This window comes from Endobacter medicaginis, assembly GCF_014192375.1.
Taxonomy (GTDB): Bacteria; Pseudomonadota; Alphaproteobacteria; order Acetobacterales; family Acetobacteraceae; genus Endobacter; species Endobacter medicaginis.
In genome coordinates this window covers 92905-111513 of the sequence record NZ_JACHXV010000002.1, presented here as the reverse complement: position 1 = coordinate 111513, position 18609 = coordinate 92905, and the positions used below count along the sequence as shown (strand labels likewise).

At 69.4% G+C, this 18609-nt stretch carries 17 protein-coding genes; 8 read left to right on the top strand and 9 right to left on the bottom strand.

What is annotated here, in order from left to right; translation table 11 throughout:
* Positions 1 to 198: 198 nt before the first annotated feature.
* A complete protein-coding gene (locus tag FHR90_RS02600) occupies positions 199 to 1392 on the top strand; it encodes a GGDEF domain-containing protein (RefSeq protein WP_176626057.1) in 1194 nt (397 codons plus the stop codon).
* A gap of 4 nt (positions 1393 to 1396) precedes the next feature.
* Here FHR90_RS02600 and FHR90_RS02595 read toward each other — a convergent pair whose 3' ends face one another.
* Entirely contained in the window at positions 1397 to 2092 is a 696-nt protein-coding gene (locus tag FHR90_RS02595; RefSeq protein WP_183274708.1) for a VC0807 family protein, read from the bottom strand.
* The gene (locus FHR90_RS02590) at positions 2089 to 3534 is read right to left on the bottom strand and encodes an 8'-apo-carotenoid 13,14-cleaving dioxygenase (protein WP_176626042.1); all 1446 of its coding nucleotides are present in this window, start codon (positions 3532 to 3534) and stop codon (positions 2089 to 2091) included. The genes FHR90_RS02595 and FHR90_RS02590 overlap by 4 nt, the downstream gene beginning before the upstream one ends.
* A 28-nt stretch (positions 3535 to 3562) precedes the next feature.
* Between FHR90_RS02590 and FHR90_RS02585 the strand changes: the two genes are divergently transcribed.
* Positions 3563 to 4135: a TetR/AcrR family transcriptional regulator gene (locus FHR90_RS02585; protein WP_183274707.1), complete on the top strand. Its 573-nt coding sequence runs from the start codon at positions 3563 to 3565 to the stop codon at positions 4133 to 4135.
* A 185-nt stretch (positions 4136 to 4320) separates the two neighbouring features.
* Positions 4321 to 5196, top strand: coding sequence for an SDR family NAD(P)-dependent oxidoreductase (locus FHR90_RS02580; protein WP_183274706.1), 876 nt, complete (start codon positions 4321 to 4323; stop codon positions 5194 to 5196).
* A 6-nt stretch (positions 5197 to 5202) separates the two neighbouring features.
* Here the strand turns inward: FHR90_RS02580 and FHR90_RS02575 are convergent, their stop codons facing one another.
* From FHR90_RS02575 to FHR90_RS02560, 4 genes are all read right to left on the bottom strand, one after another.
* Entirely contained in the window at positions 5203 to 6489 is a 1287-nt protein-coding gene (locus FHR90_RS02575; protein WP_183274705.1) for a DUF1501 domain-containing protein, read from the bottom strand.
* Entirely contained in the window at positions 6483 to 7796 is a 1314-nt protein-coding gene (locus FHR90_RS02570; protein ID WP_176625222.1) for a DUF1800 domain-containing protein, read from the bottom strand. Before FHR90_RS02570 ends, FHR90_RS02575 begins: the two co-directional genes overlap by 7 nt.
* Before the next feature lie 167 nt (positions 7797 to 7963).
* The gene (locus tag FHR90_RS02565; RefSeq protein WP_218062106.1) at positions 7964 to 9142 is read right to left on the bottom strand and encodes an FAD-dependent oxidoreductase; all 1179 of its coding nucleotides are present in this window, start codon (positions 9140 to 9142) and stop codon (positions 7964 to 7966) included.
* A gap of 432 nt (positions 9143 to 9574) precedes the next feature.
* Positions 9575 to 9991 carry a YraN family protein gene (locus FHR90_RS02560; RefSeq protein ID WP_183274704.1) on the bottom strand — a complete coding sequence of 139 codons (417 nt, stop codon included), beginning with the start codon at positions 9989 to 9991 and terminating at the stop codon, positions 9575 to 9577.
* 15 nt (positions 9992 to 10006) lie between these two features.
* Here FHR90_RS02560 and FHR90_RS02555 point away from each other — a divergent pair, with 15 nt between their 5' ends.
* On the top strand, positions 10007 to 11059 hold the full coding sequence (locus FHR90_RS02555) for a phospholipase C/P1 nuclease family protein (protein ID WP_176623725.1): 1053 nt from the start codon (positions 10007 to 10009) through the stop codon (positions 11057 to 11059).
* A gap of 27 nt (positions 11060 to 11086) precedes the next feature.
* Complete coding sequence (cls, locus tag FHR90_RS02550) at positions 11087 to 12544, top strand: cardiolipin synthase (RefSeq protein WP_176623723.1); 1458 nt, start codon at positions 11087 to 11089, stop codon at positions 12542 to 12544.
* Here cls and FHR90_RS02545 read toward each other — a convergent pair whose 3' ends face one another.
* Genes FHR90_RS02545 through FHR90_RS02535 form a run of 3 tightly spaced genes read right to left on the bottom strand, consistent with a single transcriptional unit; the run spans position 12545 to position 15083 of the window.
* Entirely contained in the window at positions 12545 to 13261 is a 717-nt protein-coding gene (locus FHR90_RS02545; RefSeq protein ID WP_176623721.1) for a MarC family protein, read from the bottom strand. It lies immediately after the preceding gene.
* A complete protein-coding gene (locus FHR90_RS02540; RefSeq protein ID WP_394367837.1) occupies positions 13258 to 13878 on the bottom strand; it encodes an endonuclease/exonuclease/phosphatase family protein in 621 nt (206 codons plus the stop codon). Before FHR90_RS02540 ends, FHR90_RS02545 begins: the two co-directional genes overlap by 4 nt.
* 41 nt (positions 13879 to 13919) lie before the next feature.
* Positions 13920 to 15083 carry an AI-2E family transporter gene (locus tag FHR90_RS02535; RefSeq protein ID WP_176623719.1) on the bottom strand — a complete coding sequence of 388 codons (1164 nt, stop codon included), beginning with the start codon at positions 15081 to 15083 and terminating at the stop codon, positions 13920 to 13922.
* A 349-nt stretch (positions 15084 to 15432) separates the two neighbouring features.
* Between FHR90_RS02535 and FHR90_RS02530 the strand changes: the two genes are divergently transcribed.
* The 3 genes from FHR90_RS02530 to metC are packed head-to-tail and all read left to right on the top strand — an operon-like array spanning position 15433 to position 18452.
* Positions 15433 to 16320, top strand: a complete 888-nt coding sequence (locus FHR90_RS02530) for a helix-turn-helix domain-containing protein (protein ID WP_176623717.1) — start codon at positions 15433 to 15435, stop codon at positions 16318 to 16320.
* A 51-nt stretch (positions 16321 to 16371) separates the two neighbouring features.
* Complete coding sequence (locus tag FHR90_RS02525) at positions 16372 to 17250, top strand: rhodanese-like domain-containing protein (protein WP_266152817.1); 879 nt, start codon at positions 16372 to 16374, stop codon at positions 17248 to 17250.
* A complete protein-coding gene (gene metC / locus FHR90_RS02520) occupies positions 17247 to 18452 on the top strand; it encodes a cystathionine beta-lyase (RefSeq protein WP_176622321.1) in 1206 nt (401 codons plus the stop codon). The genes FHR90_RS02525 and metC overlap by 4 nt, the downstream gene beginning before the upstream one ends.
* The last annotated feature ends 157 nt before the right edge of the window (positions 18453 to 18609 follow it).

Genomic DNA, 18609 nt, shown 5'->3' with positions numbered 1-18609 from the left:
CCGACAGCCACGATGGCACCGCGACATTGGCATGGCGGAAGTCTTGCACCAAATCGCATGCCGGCGGCGGCGGTGGGGCTCGCGGACGCATCCGGCGGGCTGATAGAAGGCATCCGAAATGACCGCAGACGCTGCGACGCCCTCGTCCCTGGGCCCTCGCGCGTCGCACGGTCGGCCTGCCTTTGGGGGGAGAGCGCGTTGAACGGCACCGTCGTCCTGTTGATCGTCAATACGGCGGTGGCCGGGTTGTTTGCTGTCTCCTATGTGCTGATTGCCGTGGTCGGGCGCGGCCAGCGCCCGGTGATCGCCTTCGGCATCAGCTATTTCATCGGCATGCTCACGCCACTCTGCGAACTCGCCATCCACTGGGGCGCGCCGCTCGAGCCGCTCATGGTGCTCAGTCCGCTGACGCTGCTGGTCGCCTTCCTCGTCATGTCGGCCGCCTTGTCGGCGTTCGAGCGGCGGCGACCCTACTGGGGCGCGATTGCCGCTATCGGGCTGGTGGGCACTGCGCTGCGCATGTCGATCTGGACCGCGGAGCGCAACCACCTTGCCTACGAACTCGGCTATCAGGCGCCGTTCGTCGCCGCCCTCGGCCTGTGCGCATGGACCGCGATCGCACAATCGGCGCGGCGGCCGCTGCAACTGCTGCTCGGCACCCTGTTCGCCGTGATCGCGATGGATTTCCTGCTCAAGCCGTTCGTCGCCGTGAGCGTCGGATCCGGTGCGAGCCCGCGCGGCTATGTCGCAAGCGCCTACGCGCTGTTCTCCCAGGCCAGCACCGGCATCCTGCTGATCGCGGCCGGGCTTGTGGTGCTGGTGGTGGTGGTGCAGGCCCTGGTGCAGGATTTCACGCTGACCACCGAGACCGATCCGCTGTCCGGCCTGCTCAACCGGCGCGGCTTCGAGCGCCAGGCGCAGCAGATCCTCGCTGCCGCCGCCCGCAACGGCCGCGACATCACCGCGGTGATGATCGACTTCGACCACTTCAAGCGCATTAACGATACGTATGGTCACGATGTCGGCGATGGCGTGATCCGGCATTTCGCCGCCGTGCTCAACCATGTCCTGCCGCGCTGCGCACTCGTCGCCCGCATGGGCGGCGAGGAGTTCGCCGTCCTGCTCGACGACACCACCCTCGCCGGCGGCCAGTTGATCGCCGAGACCGTCCGCCATCAGCTCCGCAGCCAGCCCTGCGCACTGCCGCGCGTCACCGTGAGCCTGGGTGTCGCCCAGCGTTGGCCCGACGAGGCCCTCGGCGAATTGCTGCGTCGTGCCGACCAGGCCGCCTACCGTGCCAAGCAGGCCGGCCGCGATCGCGTGGTCTGCGATGCGCCGGGCTCCAACGTGGTCGATCTTCGTGGCGGGCTTGGCGGCCGAAGCGCCGGCTGAGGGGTCAGATCGACCGGTTCGCCGCACCGCACGCGACCCGCACCAGACGCTCCCGGTGGCGGCGGTACAACACCGTCCAGAGTCCCAGCCCACCCATCATTCCGTAGAGCACGAACGGACCGAGGGCCAGGTTCCGGCCGATCGAGAGGGTGAACGCCATCACGGCGGACAGCGCGAATCCGGCCAGCAGCCCGAACCCCCAGACCAGAGTCATCACCATCACCGTGTGGCGCACTGCCGCGCGGCCGCGCCTGGCATCGAAGGCGGCCGCGTCGGCGGCGGAGCGTCTGGCGAAGCTGGCGCGGGCCAGCGGCCCGATCAGCGGCCGCCCGATCGCCGCGGAAAACAGGAATGCCAGCGCGATCAGCAGCGTCACCATGTGTTCGCGCAGCAGCAGCAGGCGTGGCGAACCGCTGCCGATCAGGCTCAGCGTGGACAGGGCGAGCGCCGCCATCGCCAGCACCCCGTAGGCGTCGACGCGACGTTCCCGCAGGAACACCACCGCCGTCCATGCCAGCGAGGGCGCGAACGAGGCGAGCAGCGCATCCACATCGCCGAAGCGCTGGTGCAGCTGACCGTAGATCAGCGTCGGCAGCGCGACGTTGACGATGGTTTCGGCCGCCAGATGCGGCCCCCGGCGGCGGAACCAGTCGATGAGCGCGGCGCGGGTTCTGTCGGTGTGTCCCGATGTGTCGCTCATCCGACCTGCTCGCGCGCGAACCAGTTGCCGTGGAAGCCCGGCGGGATGCGGTGTGGCAGCCGGATGCTGGCCACGGGTGCGTCCTCGAAGTGCCTTGCGTCGATGATGGCAAGATCGGTGGTCTGTGCGGCCAGATCGACGACGAAGCCGATCAGATGGCCGTGGCCCTCGGGGCTGTCGGGTGCGTCGGGGACGAAGACGAACTCGCCCGGGATGCGTGCGGGGCCGAACTCGTGCACCGCGCGCGTGCCGATCGCCAGATCGTGCGCATAGAGCCGCGTCGCGCCGATGAAGCGCTCGTCGCGTTCCGTCGGGGTCGCCATCGTCCACACGAAGCGATGCTCCTGCGCGAAGAAGCGTTCGTCGATGCGGGGAAATTCCTGAGGAGCCGCATCGAGGCTGCGGATGTCGATCGAGCGCGTCACGGGGTCGATGATCCAGCGTTCGAGTCCGCGCGAGTGCGCATCCGGCCCCGGGGCATCCTCGACGAACATCGTGTCATATACGCACAGATCGAGAACGACGCGCCCATCGGCGTCGTCATGCGCATTGGCGACGTGGAACGCGTACGCCATCGGCGCATCGCACCAGACGATGTCCTGCGCAGTGCCCCGTCTGGGCAGCAATCCAACCCGCGCGCGGTGATCGGGGTTCCAGCGATAGGGCAGCGTGTGGCCGCCGATCAGTGCCTTCATCGAGAACGTCACAGGCAGATCGAGGATGATCGCGAAACGCGCGGTGATGGCGCAATCATGGATCATCGGGCCATGCCGCACCGGGATCGGCATCTCGCGCACCACCCGCCCGTCTGGATCGACCACCACATGGCGGATCTCGCCCGGATTGGGTCCCTCGTAGCAGATCGCGTGATGCTCGCCGGTGAGCGGATCGCGGTGCGGATGCGCGGTGAAGCCACCCTTCAGCGTGCCGGAGAACGGATCGTAGCACTGCTCGTCGAGCGTGTCGCTCAGACGCACCGGATAAGCGCCCGCCTCGACCAGGGCAAAGCTGCGGCCGCCGATCGCGACCACATTGGTGTTGACGGTATCGAAGATGTGCCGCGGGCCCGGGGCGGGGGACGTGCCGAGCTTCGCCGCCACCGCGTTCGAGCGGATCCAGCGGTTGCGATACCACAGCGCCCGGCCCTCGGAGATCGCCAGCCCGTGCACCATGCCGTCGCCGGAGAACCAGTGATAGCTGGCCGGGTCGGCCTCGACCGGGTTGGGGCCGATGCGCAGATAGCGGCCGTCCAGCCCGGCGGGAATGCGGCCGATGACGTCGAGCTCGGTGAGGGTGAGTTCCGTATCCATCGGCGCGTGCAGCCCGGTCAGGAACGGGTTGCCGTCCGGCGGTGGTTCGAGCCGGCGCCGGTTGTGCGCGGCAAGCGCCTCGACCCCCTTCGTCACCGTGCGGCGCATCAGCGTCTCGATCGGGCTTCCCATCTCGGGCTCCAATGTTTACACCGTTACCATGTGCGCCAATGATAACACTGTCAACATAAAGAAGCCGGCCTATCACCATGGCGATCTGCGACGTGTGCTGATGGCGGAGGGAATGCGGCTGCTCGCCGAACGGGACGCCGAATCGCTGTCTCTTCGCGAGGTGGCGCGTGCCGCCGGCGTGAGTGCGACGTCGATCTATCGGCATTTTCCCGACAAGGGGGCACTGATGGCGGCTCTCGCCCGCGAGGGGCTGGCACGGCTCGCTCTCGCCCAGCGCGCGGCATCGGAGGCCGCCGGTGGCGGCGAGGCGGGGTTCGCCGCCACCGGGCGTGCCTATGTGCGCTTCGCTCTGGCCAATCCGGCACTGTTCCGGCTGATCTTTGCTTCCGATGCGCTCGGGGGCGGCGCGGCGGCGGACTGCGCCGACACCGAAGCCGGTGCGATGCTGCGCGACAACGCCCTCGCCGAGGCCGCGCGTGTCGGCGGCGATGGCGATATCCGCGCCGTGCGCGCCTGGGCGCTGGTGCACGGCCTGGCGATGCTGATGCTCGACGGCCGGCTGCCGCACGACGAGGCGCTGATCGATCGCGCGATCGGCTGAACGCCGGCTGCGATGCATTTCCGGCCGCCTGATCCGCCGAGCTCCGTGCTGGCGAGAGCGCAGCGATTGCCCGGGCACCGCGAACGCGCCCTGCCTGCGGCTCGCGCACCCAATCAGCATCGGCAGCGTTGATGTCACCGGCCAGGCCGAGGCCATCGCACTGGCCTGCGTGCAAGGAGTTCCCGATGACGACCTTTTCCCCTTCAGCGCTCGCCGGCCGGATCGCACTGGTCACCGGCGCCGCGCGCGGCATCGGCCGTGCCGCGGCCCTCGCCCTTGCCGAGGCTGGCGCGGACGTCGCCGGGCTCGATCTCTGTGCCGTCGCCAGCACGATCGATACCTTCGCTCCCGCCAGCCGCGCCGATCTCGACGCGACCGGTGAGGCGGTGGAACGGCTCGGCCGGCGCTGGCTGGGCATCGTCGCCGACACACGCGACATCGCCGCCCTGCGCGACGCGGTGGCGCAGGTGACGGCCCGTTTCGGCGGTCTCGACATCGTGCTGGCCAATGCCGGTATCCAGGCCTTCCGGCCGCTGCTGGAGATGGACGATGCCGACTGGCACGATCAGATCGAGGTCAATCTCAACGGCACCGCTAATACGATCCGCGCGGTCGCTCCGGTGCTGGTCGAACGCGGCGGCGGCCGGATCATCGTCACCTCGTCGACGCAGGGGCAGCATGGCACGCTCAACGGCGCCAGCTACTCGGCCTCGAAATGGGGCATCCTCGGGCTGATGAAATCCGCCGCCCTCGAGCTCGGCCCGCATCGCATCACCGTCAATGCGCTGGTCCCCGGGCTGATCGACACCGCGCTCACCCGTCACGAGGACCGCTATGCACAGGCGATCGAGACCGGCGGCAAGCAGCCCAGTGGTGACGAGGCGAAGGACGAGAACGCCGCGGCCCAGACGCTTGCCGCCAAGCTGCCTCTGGGCCTGCCCTGGCTGGCGCCGGACAGCGTCGCGCCGGCGGTGGTCTTTCTCGCCTCCGACGCCGCCGCGATGGTCTCCGGCACCTCGCTGGCGGTCACCGGCGGCGACAGCGCCAACGTCACCGCCTGAGCGGGCTCAGGCCCGCAGCAGGCCCGTTGTCGGGCCGATGCCGTCGCTGCCGGGGAAGATGCGGTTCAGCGCCCCCCGATCGGTGATGCCCAGATGGCCGGCCAGCACGCCCTTGAGCAGCGCGCGCAGGTCGGTGGTCGGCGCAAGGTCGCGGTCCTGATACAGCTTCCCCGCACCCAGGCCCGGCCAGTCGCCACCGACCCTGCCGCCCTGTATCGCACCTCCGGCGAGGAACGCCACGCCGCCGGTGCCGTGATCGGTGCCCTGGGTGCCGTTGATGCGCGCGGTGCGGCCGAACTCGGTCATCGCCACCACCACCGTGCGCCCCCAGGCCTCGGGCCCGAGACTGTCGCGCAGCACCACCAGCCCCTGGTCGAGCTGGGCGAGCGGTGCGCTGAGACGGCTCGCCTGGCCGGCATGGGTATCCCAGCCGCCGATCTCCATCGCCGCCAGCCGAGGTCCGTCCGGCCGGCCCAGCAGGCGCCCTCCGGCGGCGGCAAGTTGGGCGAACGGATTGCGCGCATACGGATCGGGCGCACCGGGACGTCCGCCGGCTCCCATCGCCATTGGATCCTGCATGCCGGTCTCGGCGAGGGTGCGCAGGCGCAACCCCTCCGCAACCGTCCCGCCCAGCAGCCGGTCGCTGCCGCTCAGTGCGGCGATCCGCGCATACAGGTCGGGCGAGGGGCGTCCGGTGTGGTCCGGCGCGTAGCTGCCGACCTTGGCCGGGCCCTGCAACAGCAGCGGCACCGTCACCCCCAGCGCCATCGGATCGCGCGAAGCGGCCGCATCGTGCAGGCCGCGGCCACCGGCATTGGACTGTGCGAACGCCAGCGCCGCACGGTTCAGCCAGCCGCTGTTGAGCCGGTGCTCGGCGCCGCTCTCGAGACTGTCCTGCGCGTCGAAATGGCTGCGGCTGCGCGTCGCGCCGGCCACCGCATGCACGGCGAGCAGTTCGTTGGCGCGATACATCCCGTACATCCCGGCCAGTGCCGGATGCAGCCCGTAGAACCCGCCGAGATCGAGCAGCCCGCCCGGTTGTCCGGGCGGCGCGCCGACCAGCGGGCCGCGCAGCGAGGCCAGCGCGGGATCGCCATACGGCACCACCGCCGACATGCCGTCGAGCGCGCCGCGCAGCAGCACGATGACCAGACGCGGGTCGCGCGGACCGACCAGCATCGGCGCATCGCCGAACGCCAGCGACGCACCGCCGAAGCTCCATGCGGCGGACAGCCCGAGCAGCGCGGCGCGACGGCCGATCAGCGGCGCATGGGATTTGCGCAGATTCAGCATCTGAGGAACTCCGGAGATGCATAAAGCAATGTCAGCCCGTCGCGACGATCGCCGGCATGGCGGATCGCCTCCATCGTCGCAGGATGCAGGTTCGGGCCCAGTGCAGCCTGCGCGACGGCCATCGGGTCGGCCTTGGCACCCTGTCCGGCCAGCCCGTAGGCCCAGTCCACCCGGCGCAGCAGCGCATCGGGTGCGGCCCAGTCCACCGAGCGGTCCGACCAGCCGTTCGGCAGGCGGGCCTCCCACAACGGCTCGCCGAGTTCATAGAGCGCGCCGCGCAGTTTCGGCCGGTGCCCCTGCGGTAGGTCGAGCGTGCGCATCGCCGCCGCGGCATAGACGATCGGCGTGCGCAGCTTGCGCTGCTCGGTGGCCCCGGGATCGGGCAGGCCGACCAGCACCCGCGCCGCCGCGCCCAGATCGCCCTGGGTGTCGGCCAGCACCGATTGCAGCTTCGCCACCGCCTGCGGGGGCGGGGTGTCGGCGATGAAATGCGCCGCCATCTGCCGCGCCAGATGCCGATAGGTCGCCGGATGCGTCGACAGCATAGACAGCGCCTCGACGCCGCCATCCTCGCCCTCGCCGAACACCCGTCCGAGCAGCGTCTTGTCGCCCGGCTGATGCGCGTTCGGCCGGAAGACGAAGCCGTTGCGCGAGTTTTCGATCTCGCCGGGCCGTGCCACGCTCCAGCCGGTCAGGATGGCGGCGAAGCTGGTCACATCCGCCTGGCTGTAGCCGCCATCGCTGCCGAGCGTGTGCAGCTCGAGACATTCGCGGGCCAGGTTCTCGTTCAACCCGCGCCCGCTGCGCAGTCCCGCACGGCTCTGCGGACCGATCGAGCTTTCGTTGTCGAGATACTTCACCATCGCCGGATGACGCATCACCGCGAACAGCATGTCGGCAAAGCGTGCAGTCACGTAAGGACGAATGGCCTCGCGCACATACGGCCCGACCAGCGCGCGTGTCTCGCCCTGACGCGTGCTGACGGTGAAGTGATTGGCCCAGAACGCCACCAGCCGCTCGCGGAACGGCGAGGTGCTGTCGAGCAGCGCATCCATCTGCGTGTCGGCATCGGCGGCGAACACCGGCTCGACCAGCTTCACGCCGGTCTGGCGCAGCTTGCGCTGTTCGTAGAGCAGATCAAGACCTTCGGCTGCACTCGGCAATCCACCAAGCGCGGTCGCGGCCGGATCGGGGCCGGTGGTCTGGGCGATCAGCCAGGCGTGCGGATCAGACGGCAGCGGCTCGTCACCGCGGCGCCCGAGCCCGAAGCGCTGGAGGGCGCGGAAAGGGTCGATCGGTGTCGTCATGATGCAGGCAGAGTAGCGCGGGAAAGTCCCTCGCGGGTGTCACCAAGCGTGACGAAAGATCAACGGGCGTTCCTTTCTGAAAGAAAGGATCAAAGAACTTCCGGCGATTTTTCAGACAGACGTCTTGGAGCGCCTTTCGTGCGGGACCTGCTGAGCGCCAGCCGGCCTCACGCGTCTCGGGCGGCGTAACCCATGCCGCGATAGAGGGATTGCAGCACCTCGACCGCGTGACGGGCTTCGGCGGGATCGGCTGTCTCGTCGGTCCGGCCGTAGCCCTGGGCCATGTCATGCCCCAGCCACTGCACCACGATGCCGTCGCGTCGGGAGACGACGTAGATGTCGCGGTAATAGAGGCTGCATAGCGCATCGGGCTGCGGGATCAGCCAGGCGATCTGGCCACGGATCGGTACGATGCTGGTATCGCCCCAGAGCGCACGCGCGCCATAGCCGGTGCAGTTGAACAGGATGGGGTCCGGCAGCCCGGCAAGCTGCGAGGGATGGCTGAACGACCGGATCTCCAGGCGCCCGCCCCGCTCGAGGAACAGTCGCAGCAGATAGTCGCCATAGGAGGCGACGTTGAAGATCAGGTTCGGCTTGGTGTGAACCCTCGTGTAGGGCAGGGCGGTGTCGCCGGTCTCGAAGCGGTCGCCCTGCGGCTCCATGTCGGCGATGCGGTTGTCGAGTTCGGCGAAGCCGATCGGGTCCGGTGCCGGCGGCGGCGCGTCGCGGGCGGTCAGGCCGTAGAAGCGGTCCCATTCGATCGGCATGCCGGGCAGGCCAAGCATGCCCTGGTAGCGGGCGAACGAGGTCCGCGCCATCGTCTCCCATTGCGCGGCGAAGGCCGGGGTGACGTCGCTGGCTTTGGCGATCCGCGATGACGGCGTCCAGCTTCCTGAGGCGCGCGCCGAACGCGCCTGCGAGACGGGGGCGGCGGCGTGGATGGTCACGATCGCACCGCGCTCCTGCGCGACCAGCGCGGTGGTCAGCCCGATCGCGCCACAGCCGATGACGCCGACCCGGATGCCTTGCACCGGCGGGGCGCGGTCCAGCGCGGCGGCAGCGCTGCCCCATGACAGTGACCACCCGCTGCCGCCATGGCCGTAATGATGCACCACAGTCTTGGAAGCGAGCGTCTCGGTCTCGATCCGCGGGCCGGCCGCACGGAACGGCCGCAGGCAGACGGTGATGCGCGAGATCCGGTCCGCACGCGCCGCGATCAGTGGGGGCACGTCCGTCGCGAGGCCCGTACGGCGTGCCGGACCTGCGCAGGCGCCGAGCAGGCCCAGCGCGCCCAGGGCTACGCTGCTGCCCAGCCATTGCCGGCGGGGCAGGCCAGTGATCGGCATGGGGCGGGTCGGTCTGACAGGCATCATTTCGCTCGATTGGGATTTCGGCGCAGTCTGCGCGGCGCGTGCCGGGCGGTGAAGCCCGATTCCTTCAATCAGGCTGAACCCCGGGGTTAGGAGCGCCTTTGAAAACCCTCCAGCCAGTTTTCTGAGGCAGACGAGCGAGGATGCGTGATGGATGTCGCTCCTGCGCTCGTAGCATGTGACGAGCCTCCGGCAGCCGTTGCTCCAGGCGAAGCTGCGTTCGATCACCACACTTGTGGCGGCCGAGTTTCTGGACGGTTTCCGAGCCGCGCCGTGCGATGCGAGGTGTCGTGAGTGTTGACGCCGGTCAGAACGAACGCCGGAAAAAGCCCGTTTGCGTCGGTGGCAAGCCCGGCTCTAGTCGATCTTGTCGGCGGCCCGCAACCGACAGGGTTCTGAAAGGCGCTCTCAATCCCTGATGGCGTCGGTGATCCGGCGGAGCTGGCCGGCGGGATCCACCACGATCACGTCGAAGCGACAACCCTCCACGGCCCAGTCCGGGTGCTCGGCCAGCGCGATCTCGGCGGCCAGACGCAGCCGCGCCTGCTGACGCGGCGTGAGCGCGAATGCGGCCTCGGCCAGCGAGGGCCGTGCCTTCACCTCCACGAAGCACAGCAGCCCGTCGCGCCGGACCACCAGATCGAGCTCGCCCCCCGCGTTGCGCAGGCGGCGGGCGAGGATCGTCCAGCCGTCGTCGAGCAGTGCGCGTTCGGCCATGGTCTCCGCTGCGCGTCCCCCTGCCTCCGCCCGGCGTCCACGCAGGCGTCGCGCCGGGGCGGGGGTTGCGGGCGGGCGCGCTTGCGGCTTGAGTGGCGGGCCTTCCATCAGCAGGATCCTATCATGCGCTCGGCACACCGTCAGTCGGCCTCACGTCATCTGACGCATGCCGGAGCGGCGATCGGCCTTGCACTCGGCCTGGCGGCCGCGCCACACGCCCTCGCCTGGGGCGCGCAGGGCCACCGGCTGATCGCCAGACTGGCGATCCAGTCCCTGCCCGCCACGCTGCCGGCCTTCCTGCGCGACGACACCGCGGTCGATACCGTCGAGGCGCTGTCGGTGATGCCGGACAGGCTCAAGGGGGCGGGGCGCTCCTGGGACCATGACCGCGATCCGGGCCATTTCCTCGATCTCGGCGATGACGGCCGCGTCGCCGGCGTGGTGCCGCTCGCCAGCCTGCCGCCCGATCGCGAGGCCTACGACACCGCGCTGCGCGCCGCCGGCTCCGATCAGTACAGGATGGGCTTCCTGCCCTACGAGATCATCGACGGCTGGCAGCAGATCGTGCGCGATCTCGCCCAGTGGCGCGCGGCCGACGCGCAGGCGACGCGCAGCGAGGGCGAGACCGATTCCGATCGTCGCTTCTTCGCCCGCGAGCGCGACCTGTGGGCGGCGATGGCGATCCACGACATCGGAATCTGGAGCCATTTCGTCGGCGACGGCAGCCAGCCGCTGCATGTGACGGTGCATTTCAACGGCTGGGGCGATGGCCCGAACCCGAACGGCTACACCACCGACCACATCCACGCCTTCTTCGAGACCGAATATCTCAAGCACAACGTCACCGCGTCCGCGGTGCGCGCGGCGCTCCCGGCGCCGATGGCGGCGACGCACGACATCTCCGCCGAGACCTCGCGCTACCTGCTTGCCACCCATGGCCGCGTCGATGACGTCTACAGGTTGTACAAGGCGGGCGCGTTCGTCGACGGTAACCCGCAGGCGATCGGGCTGGAAGTGACCTCGCTCGCCGCCGGCGTGGGCGAGATGCGCGATCTGATCGTCGCGGCCTGGGCGGCGACCGACCATGCGAAGGTCGGCTACCCGGCGGTGCCGCTCGCCGACATCCTGGCTGGCCATGGCGGCTTCACCCGCGGCGACATCATCGACGCGCACTGACGCCCGCGTGCGCCGGGCCAGACGCGGATGAACTCCACTCCCGAAGGCACTGCGACGGATCTCGCCTCCGATACGCTGCACTGGCCGTGGCTGCATACCGCGCTCAGCCTGCTCGGCGTGGTGCTGGCGATCACCGTCACGCTGCACGTGCTGCGCACCAAGCGCGATGTCGCCGCCTCGATCGGCTGGATCGGGCTGGTGTGGCTGTCGCCGCTGATCGGCAGCGTGCTCTACGCGCTGCTCGGCATCAACCGCGTCCGCCGTCTTGCCCAGCGCATCCAGCGTCGTCGCGACCGTCGTGGTGCGTTCATCACCCGTGCAGCGCGGCGCGAAAGCGAGGCGGGCCACGCGCAGCTCGTCACAGCACTGACGAAACTGACCGCACGCCCGCTGCTTGGCGGCAACACGGTCGCGGTGCTGTCCGATGGTGACGAGACCTATCCTGCGATGATCGAGGCGATCGGTGCTGCACGCAGCACCATCGGACTGTGCAGCTACATCTTCCGCGACGATGCCGCCGGCGGCCCGGTGATCGACGCGCTGATTGCCGCGCATGAGCGTGGAGTGAGCGTCCGCGTCCTGCTCGACGGGATCGGGGCTGGCTATTTCCATTCCGCCGCCGCGAACCGGCTCCGCCTCGGCGGGGTGGCGGTGCAGCAGTTCATGCACTCGCCGCTGCCCTGGCGGATGCCGTTTCTCAATCTGCGCACCCACAAGAAGATCCTCGTGATCGACGGCCACATCGGTTTCATGGGTGGCATCAATATCGGCGCGGAGAACGTGCTGGCCGCCGCGCCGCCGCATCCCGTGCGCGACACGCATTTCCGCTTCAGCGGGCCGGTGGTGACACAGCTCGTGGAGACGTTCGCGCGCGACTGGTCGCTTGCGTGCGGCGAAACCCTCGACGACGAGATCTGGTGCCCCGACATTGCCGAAACCGGACACGCCGCCGCGCGGGTCATCACCTCGGGGCCCGATTCCGACATCGAGAAGATCGAGTTCGCACTGCTCCAGGCGATCAGCGTGGCACGCGCGCGGGTGCTGGTGATGACGCCCTATTTCCTGCCCGAGGAGCGCCTCGTCACGGCGCTCTCGCTGGCCGCGATGCGCGGGGTGAAGGTGAGCATCCTGCTGCCGAGACGCAGCAACCACCGGCTGATCGACTGGGCGATGTGGGGTCACGTCTGGCCGCTGCTCAAGGCCGGCGTGTCGATCCGCTTCAACGAGGGCGCCTTCGACCACAGCAAGCTGATGGTGGTCGATGACGATTGGAGCCTGGTCGGCAGTGCGAACTGGGACATGCGCAGCCTGCGGCTGAATTTCGAGATCGACATGGAGGTCTACGACGTCGATCTGGCATCGAATCTTGCGGCCAGGATCGAGGCGCTGTGCGGCGGGTGGCTTGCCGAACGCGATCTCGCCCTCCGCCCGCGCTGGGTCAAGCTGCGCGACGCCGCGCTCCGGCTCGGGCTGCCCTACCTCTGATCAGTCCGCCATGCGGATATGGGCGGCGAGATCGAGCACCTCCTGCTGCACGCCGGTCATCACGATCTGCACCCCGATCGCCAGCAGGATCAGGGCGACCAGCCGTGTCACGATGCGCGAGCCGGAGCGGCCGAGCATGCTCACCAGCCGCGGCGAGGACGAGTACAGTGCCCACACCACCAGGCTCATCGCGATCGCGGCGAGCGAGGTGCCGAGCCCGAAATCGATCGCCGCGACGGTGTCGCCGACCGGCCGCTCGGCGCCCAGAGCCACAGCCACCGAAATGCTGCCCGGTCCGACCGTGAATGGCATCGTCAGCGGAAAGAACGCGGTGGCCGCCACATCGCCGGCCGCCGCCGTGCGCCCGTCCTGATGCGCCTGGCGCTCCTTGTTGGCTTCCTGCCGCTCGGGTGTCTGCAGCATGTCCCAGGCCCGCACCGCCACCACCAGCCCGCCGGCGATGCGCAGCGCGGAGAGCGAGATGCCGAAAAAGCGCAGCACCTCGCTGCCGGCCCACAGCGAAACCAGCAGCAGGATGGCGCTGTAGAGCGCGACCCGGCGCGACAGCAGCCGTCGTTCCGCCGGCAACCGCCCGGCGGTGACGTCTGCGAACACCAGCGACGCGCCGATCGGGTTGACGATCGAGAACAGTGCCGGAAAGGCGAGCAGGAACGCGTTGCCGACGGCGGCGGGATCGAGGGCGTGGCCGAACGTCATGACCTCGCGCTCTCGGCGCCACCCTGTGCCGGGGTCAGCCACACCGCGATCGGATGGTGGTCCGACGAGCGGTTCGGCAGCACGCGGGCCGACGCACAGGCGAGGCCGCGCACGAGACAGCGATCGATGCGCAGCGGCACCATGTCGGCCATGCGGTGGGTCGGCTGGCGCGGCCCGACATCGCGGAACCCGGGCAGCAGTACCGGCCCGACCAGATTGTAGTCGCCCAGCACCGCCGCACGCCGCGGCAGGTAGGTGGCGATATGGCGGAGCTGACGCCGGTTGAGCACCTGCCCGTGCGACAGGTGCACGTTGGCGACGGTGAACGCTCCGATATCGACGAGCTGGCTCAGCCGCCGGATCAGCGTGCCCGGCGGCAGATGCACCGAGCGTGGCTCGGTGCTGAAGGGGCGGGGGCTCCAGCAGGCGAGACCGTGGATGCGGTCGGGCAGCGGATGACGCGCGTAATACCCGCCGATCAGGCCCGGCAACTGGTCGATCTCGCGCGTCGCCTCCTGCATCAGCAGCAGGTCGGGCCGCTCCTCGGCGACCAGACGTGCGACCTCCTGCACGCTCGCGCCGGTGCGACGGAGCAGGTTCCAGCTCACCACCTTCAGCGAAGCAGGCGTGTCAGCGGATATGGGAGGAAGGGCGGGGGTCAAGCGGGCGGGTCGAGTGCGGGTTCGGTGGGACGTTCGGCGGGCGGGGCGGAGGGAGAGGCGGTCTTGTGCGCCGATGGCGCCGGGCTGGCAATGGGATGGGCGGGCGACGGTCCGGGCGGTGGCGCGGTGCCCAGCATCGGTGCCGTGCGGGCGAATTCGGCCACCAGGCTGAACCCGACCCCCAGCAGCACCGGGCCAAGGAAAATGCCGAGTGCGCCGAACGCCACCACCCCGCCCAGTACCCCGAGCACGGTGATCAGATACGGAAGCTGCGCGCCGCGCGCGATGAAGGCCGGCCGCACAACGTGATCGACCCCGGAGATCACCAGCACGCCATAGCCGAGAAGGAAGATCCCCCAGCCGACATGGTGGCTCCACAGCAGCCAGAGTGCTGCCGGGATCCACACCAGCGGCGCGCCGATCGGCAGTACGGCTACGAAGGCGGCGATGGCGCCGAACAGCACCGGGCTCGGGACGTGGGCGAGGCTGAGACCGGCGCCGGTCAGGATGCCCTGCAGCAGCGCGGTGCCGAGCACGCCATAGACCGTCCCGCGGACCGTGCTGCCGGTGACGTTGAGCAGGCGCTCGGCCTGGCCGCCGGCGATGCGATGCAGCAACCGGCGCACCGTCAGCCCGAGCGCATCGCCGCTGATCCAGAAGAAGAACGCGATGAACACCGCCAGCGCGAATTGCAAGATCCCGCCCGCGATACGCAGCAGCAGGCTCAGCAGCGAACTGGCGATGGTCCCGAACCAGGGCTCGACGCTGGCCACGGCCGCCGAGATGTCGGCCGCTGACCGCCGCCAGGCGGTGTCGATCCGTGCGCCTACCCCAGGCAAGTGCCCGATCCAGGCGGGCGGGGGCGGCAGGCCGCCTGCCACAAGGTCGCGCGCCGCCACGGTGATCTGCGAGACGTCCTCGGCGCCGGCAGACGCCACCACGGCGATCGGCAGCACCACCAGCAGCGTACTCAGAACGCTCATCAGCAACGCCGCCGGGATGCGCCCGATCCGCGCCCGGAACAGCCGATAGAGCGGCCAGGTGGTGAAGGCGAGGATCGCCGCCCACAGCAGCGCTGAGGCGAACGGATAGAGCACCACCACGCAGCCGGTAGCGATGGCGCCGAGCAGGATGGCCATCAGGATGCGTTCGACGATCATGCGGCCGGGTCTCTCCGTTGGCGGGATGATCCGCCCCTGGCGCTCAAAAGCAAGTCCCGGGCGGTTGCGTTCCGTCCCGCCGCGACCGCTCCACGAGCAGGGTGCCTGCGACGGTGTATTTTCAAGACCGAAATAATTCCAAGAACATCGTCCCACGGAACGAGACAAAAACAGATAATGAAACAACCCAGGGGCAATGTTTTTGTGAGAAATCTCTTCTCGCGGTGGACAACCGATAATGTGTCACGCACGATTGCCCGAGAAACGGATCTCTCCGCGGCCCTGGGCGAATCGGGGCCCCGGCGCCCGGGCCGGGGGCGGGAGGGAGCGTTCGCTTTGAGGATTGATGATGCGCCTTAACGAGATCGGCCAGCAGTTGCGGGCCTTTCGACTGGAGTCCGGTTTGCGGGCCGAGGAGATCGCCGCGCGTCTCGGTGTCTCTCGTGCCGCACTCTATCGATATGAGAAGGGCGAGGTCATCAAGCTGGACACCGTCCAGCGCCTTGCCGAGCTGCTCAAGATCTCGCCTCTCTCGTTGCTGGGCATCGGCGTCGAGTATTACAACCGGACCATCGGCTTCTTCGAACGTCTCCGTCAGCTTGAGGAAAGTGCTGACCAGATCCTCCAGATATCCGATCCGTTCTGTTATCTCGTCACCTCCGATGCCTATGACGAACTCGTCGCCCGCGCCTATACCGAGCTCGCCGAGCTCGCCGGGCCGGAACGCGCGACGCAGCGCTCGCTCGGCGAGCAGGTGCTGGAGATCATGCTGTCGCGCAAGCGCACCTACCAGCACCGGCGCCCCGGCATCATCGCGATGGTCTCCGAGGCCCAGATCGAGCGCGTGCTCAAGGTCGGAGTCGGCGAGGGCATGCCGCTCTCCGACGAGCTGCGCCGCTCGGCGCGGCGGGTCGCGTCCGAAGAGATGGGCCGCATCGCCGACCTGCTCGACTCCGAGCCGATGGGGTTGCAATTCAGCGTCCTGGGCGCGATCGAGCCCTCGTCGCACTGCGCGATCATGCGCGACCGCGATCGCGCCACCCTCGCCATCAACCCGTTCCGGGCCGATTCGAGCTATGCGTCGGCCACCGGCGTGGCCATGGTCACCTCCGCGCCCGAGGCGGTCAGCTCCCACCAGCGCGTTGCCGAGCAGATGTGGCGCGCCTCCGCCAAGGGCCCGAACGCCGCGCGCCGGGTGCGCGAGATCATCGCGCAGCAGGGGCTGGCGATGAACTGACCAAGCGGCGATGATGGCAGCCTCTTCCGCCCGTCGCCCCAGGTGCTTCTCGTGTCGATCCCCGACCCCGCTCTCCCGCCGCTGATCGCACCCGATGCGCTGGCGCATCTGCTGCACGCGCCCGATCTGGTGCTGCTCGATGCGACCGCCGTGCTGCCCGGCCAGAATTTCGACCCGCAGGGGGAGTTCGTGGCAGCCCATCTGCCGGGCGCGTTGCGCTTCGACATCGACGCCCTCTCCGATCCGGCCGCGGACCTGCCCCATATGCTGGCCTCGCCGGCACAGTTCGCCGCCTCGGTCGGACGTCTCGGCATCGGCCCCGCCTCGCGGGTTGTGGCCTACGACCAGCGCGGCATTGCCGGGGCGGCGCGCTGCTGGTGGATGCTGGGCGTGCTCGGCCTCGACCGGGTGCAGGTACTCGATGGCGGCCTGCCCGCCTGGCGCGCGGCCGGCCTGCCGGTCGAGCAGGGCGAGGGGCCCACACCCGCCGCCGCCCGGCTTGCGCCCGCCTGGCGCGGCTCGCGCGTCGCAGCGCTGGGCGACCTGCGCGACGCGATCGCGCACGGCACACCCGCGCTCGTACTGGATGCCCGCAGCGCCGGGCGGTTCACCGGCACCGCGCCCGAGCCGCGGCCCGGCCTGCGCTCGGGCCATATTCCCGGCGCCATCAGCCTGCCCTTCACCGAAGTGCTGGACGGGCCGGCCCGCCTGTTGCCGGCGGAGCGCCTGCGCGAGATCTTCGCCGCCCACGGTATAGGCACTTCCCTCTCGCGCCCGGTGGTGACCTCCTGCGGCTCGGGCATGACCGCCTCGGTGCTCACCCTCGCGCTGGTCTCGGCCGGACTCCCGCAAGGCGCGCTCTATGACGGCTCCTGGGCGGAATGGGGCGCGCGTGGCGACACTCCGGTCGAGACAGGAGCCGCGGCATGACCGATCCGTCCGCGTCCCGATCCGGCTGGGCGGACCTCAACACCAGGCTCACCCGGGTCGGCCGCCCGCATGACGGCACCGGCTTCGTCAACGCGCCGGTCGAGCGCGGCTCGACGGTGCTCTACCCGTCGATGGACGCGCTGCGCGAGGCCTGGGGCGGGCGCTACCGCGGCCAGCTCAGCTATGGTGCGACCGGCAATCCGACCCAGCATCTGCTGGAGGAGGCGATCGCCGAGATCGAAGGCGGCACGCACTGTCAGGCGGTGGTCTCCGGCCTCGCCGCCGTCACCACGCCGCTGCTCGCCTTCCTCGGCGCCGGCGGCCACTGTCTCATGCCCGACAGCGTCTATGGCCCGACACGACGCTTCTGCGACACGCTGTTGCGCCGCATGGGGGTGGAGACGACCTACTATCCGCCGATGACCGACGCGGCCGGGATCACCGCGCTGATCCGGCCCAGCACGCAGGTGCTGTTCACCGAAAGCCCCGGCTCGCACACGTTCGAGGTGCAGGACATCCCCGCCCTTGCCGAAGCGGCGCACGCGCATGGCGTCAAGGTGCTGATGGACAATACCTGGGGCATCCACGTTTTCCAGCCCTTCCGCCACGGCGTCGACGTCTCCATCCAGGCGCTGACCAAATACCCCTCCGGCCATGCTGACCTGATCCTCGGCGCGATCACGGTGGCCGATGACGACGACTGGCACACGCTGCGCGACTGCGCGATCCAGCTCGGCCAGTGCGCGAGTGCCGATGATTGCTGGCTCACCCTGCGCGGCCTGCGCAGCATGGGCGTGCGCCTCGCCCAGCAGTCGCGCAGCGCGTTCGAGATCGCGTGCTGGCTGGCTGGCCGGCCCGAGGTGGCCCGTGTGCTGCATCCCGCGCTGCCGGATTGTCCGGGGCATGAATTCTGGCGGCGCGACTTCACCGGCGCGAGCAGCCTGTTTGGGGTGGAGTTCGCGCCCTCGTTCACCGATGCCGGGGTGGATGCGATGGTCGGCTCGTTCGGCGTGTTCAGCCTGGGCGAATCCTGGGGCGGCTATGAGAGCCTCGCCCTGCCGTCGCGCAGCCCGGCCACCCGCACCCATCCGACCGGCCATGTCGGGCCGCTGTGCCGCTTCCATGTCGGTCTCGAGAATCCTGCCGACCTGATTGCCGATCTCGAGGGTGGCCTGCGTGTGCTGCGCGAGGCAAGTGCCTGAGATTGCTGGCCCTCGTGACAAGACTGCGCGGAGAAATGTGAAATTCCGCCCGCTGACACGAAAAGTTCTTGCATCGGGGGGCAGGGGGTCCTATTTCCGGCCCCCTTGGCCCAAGGGGGCGATCCCGCCCAACAGGCTATCTACTGGTTTGGGGGTA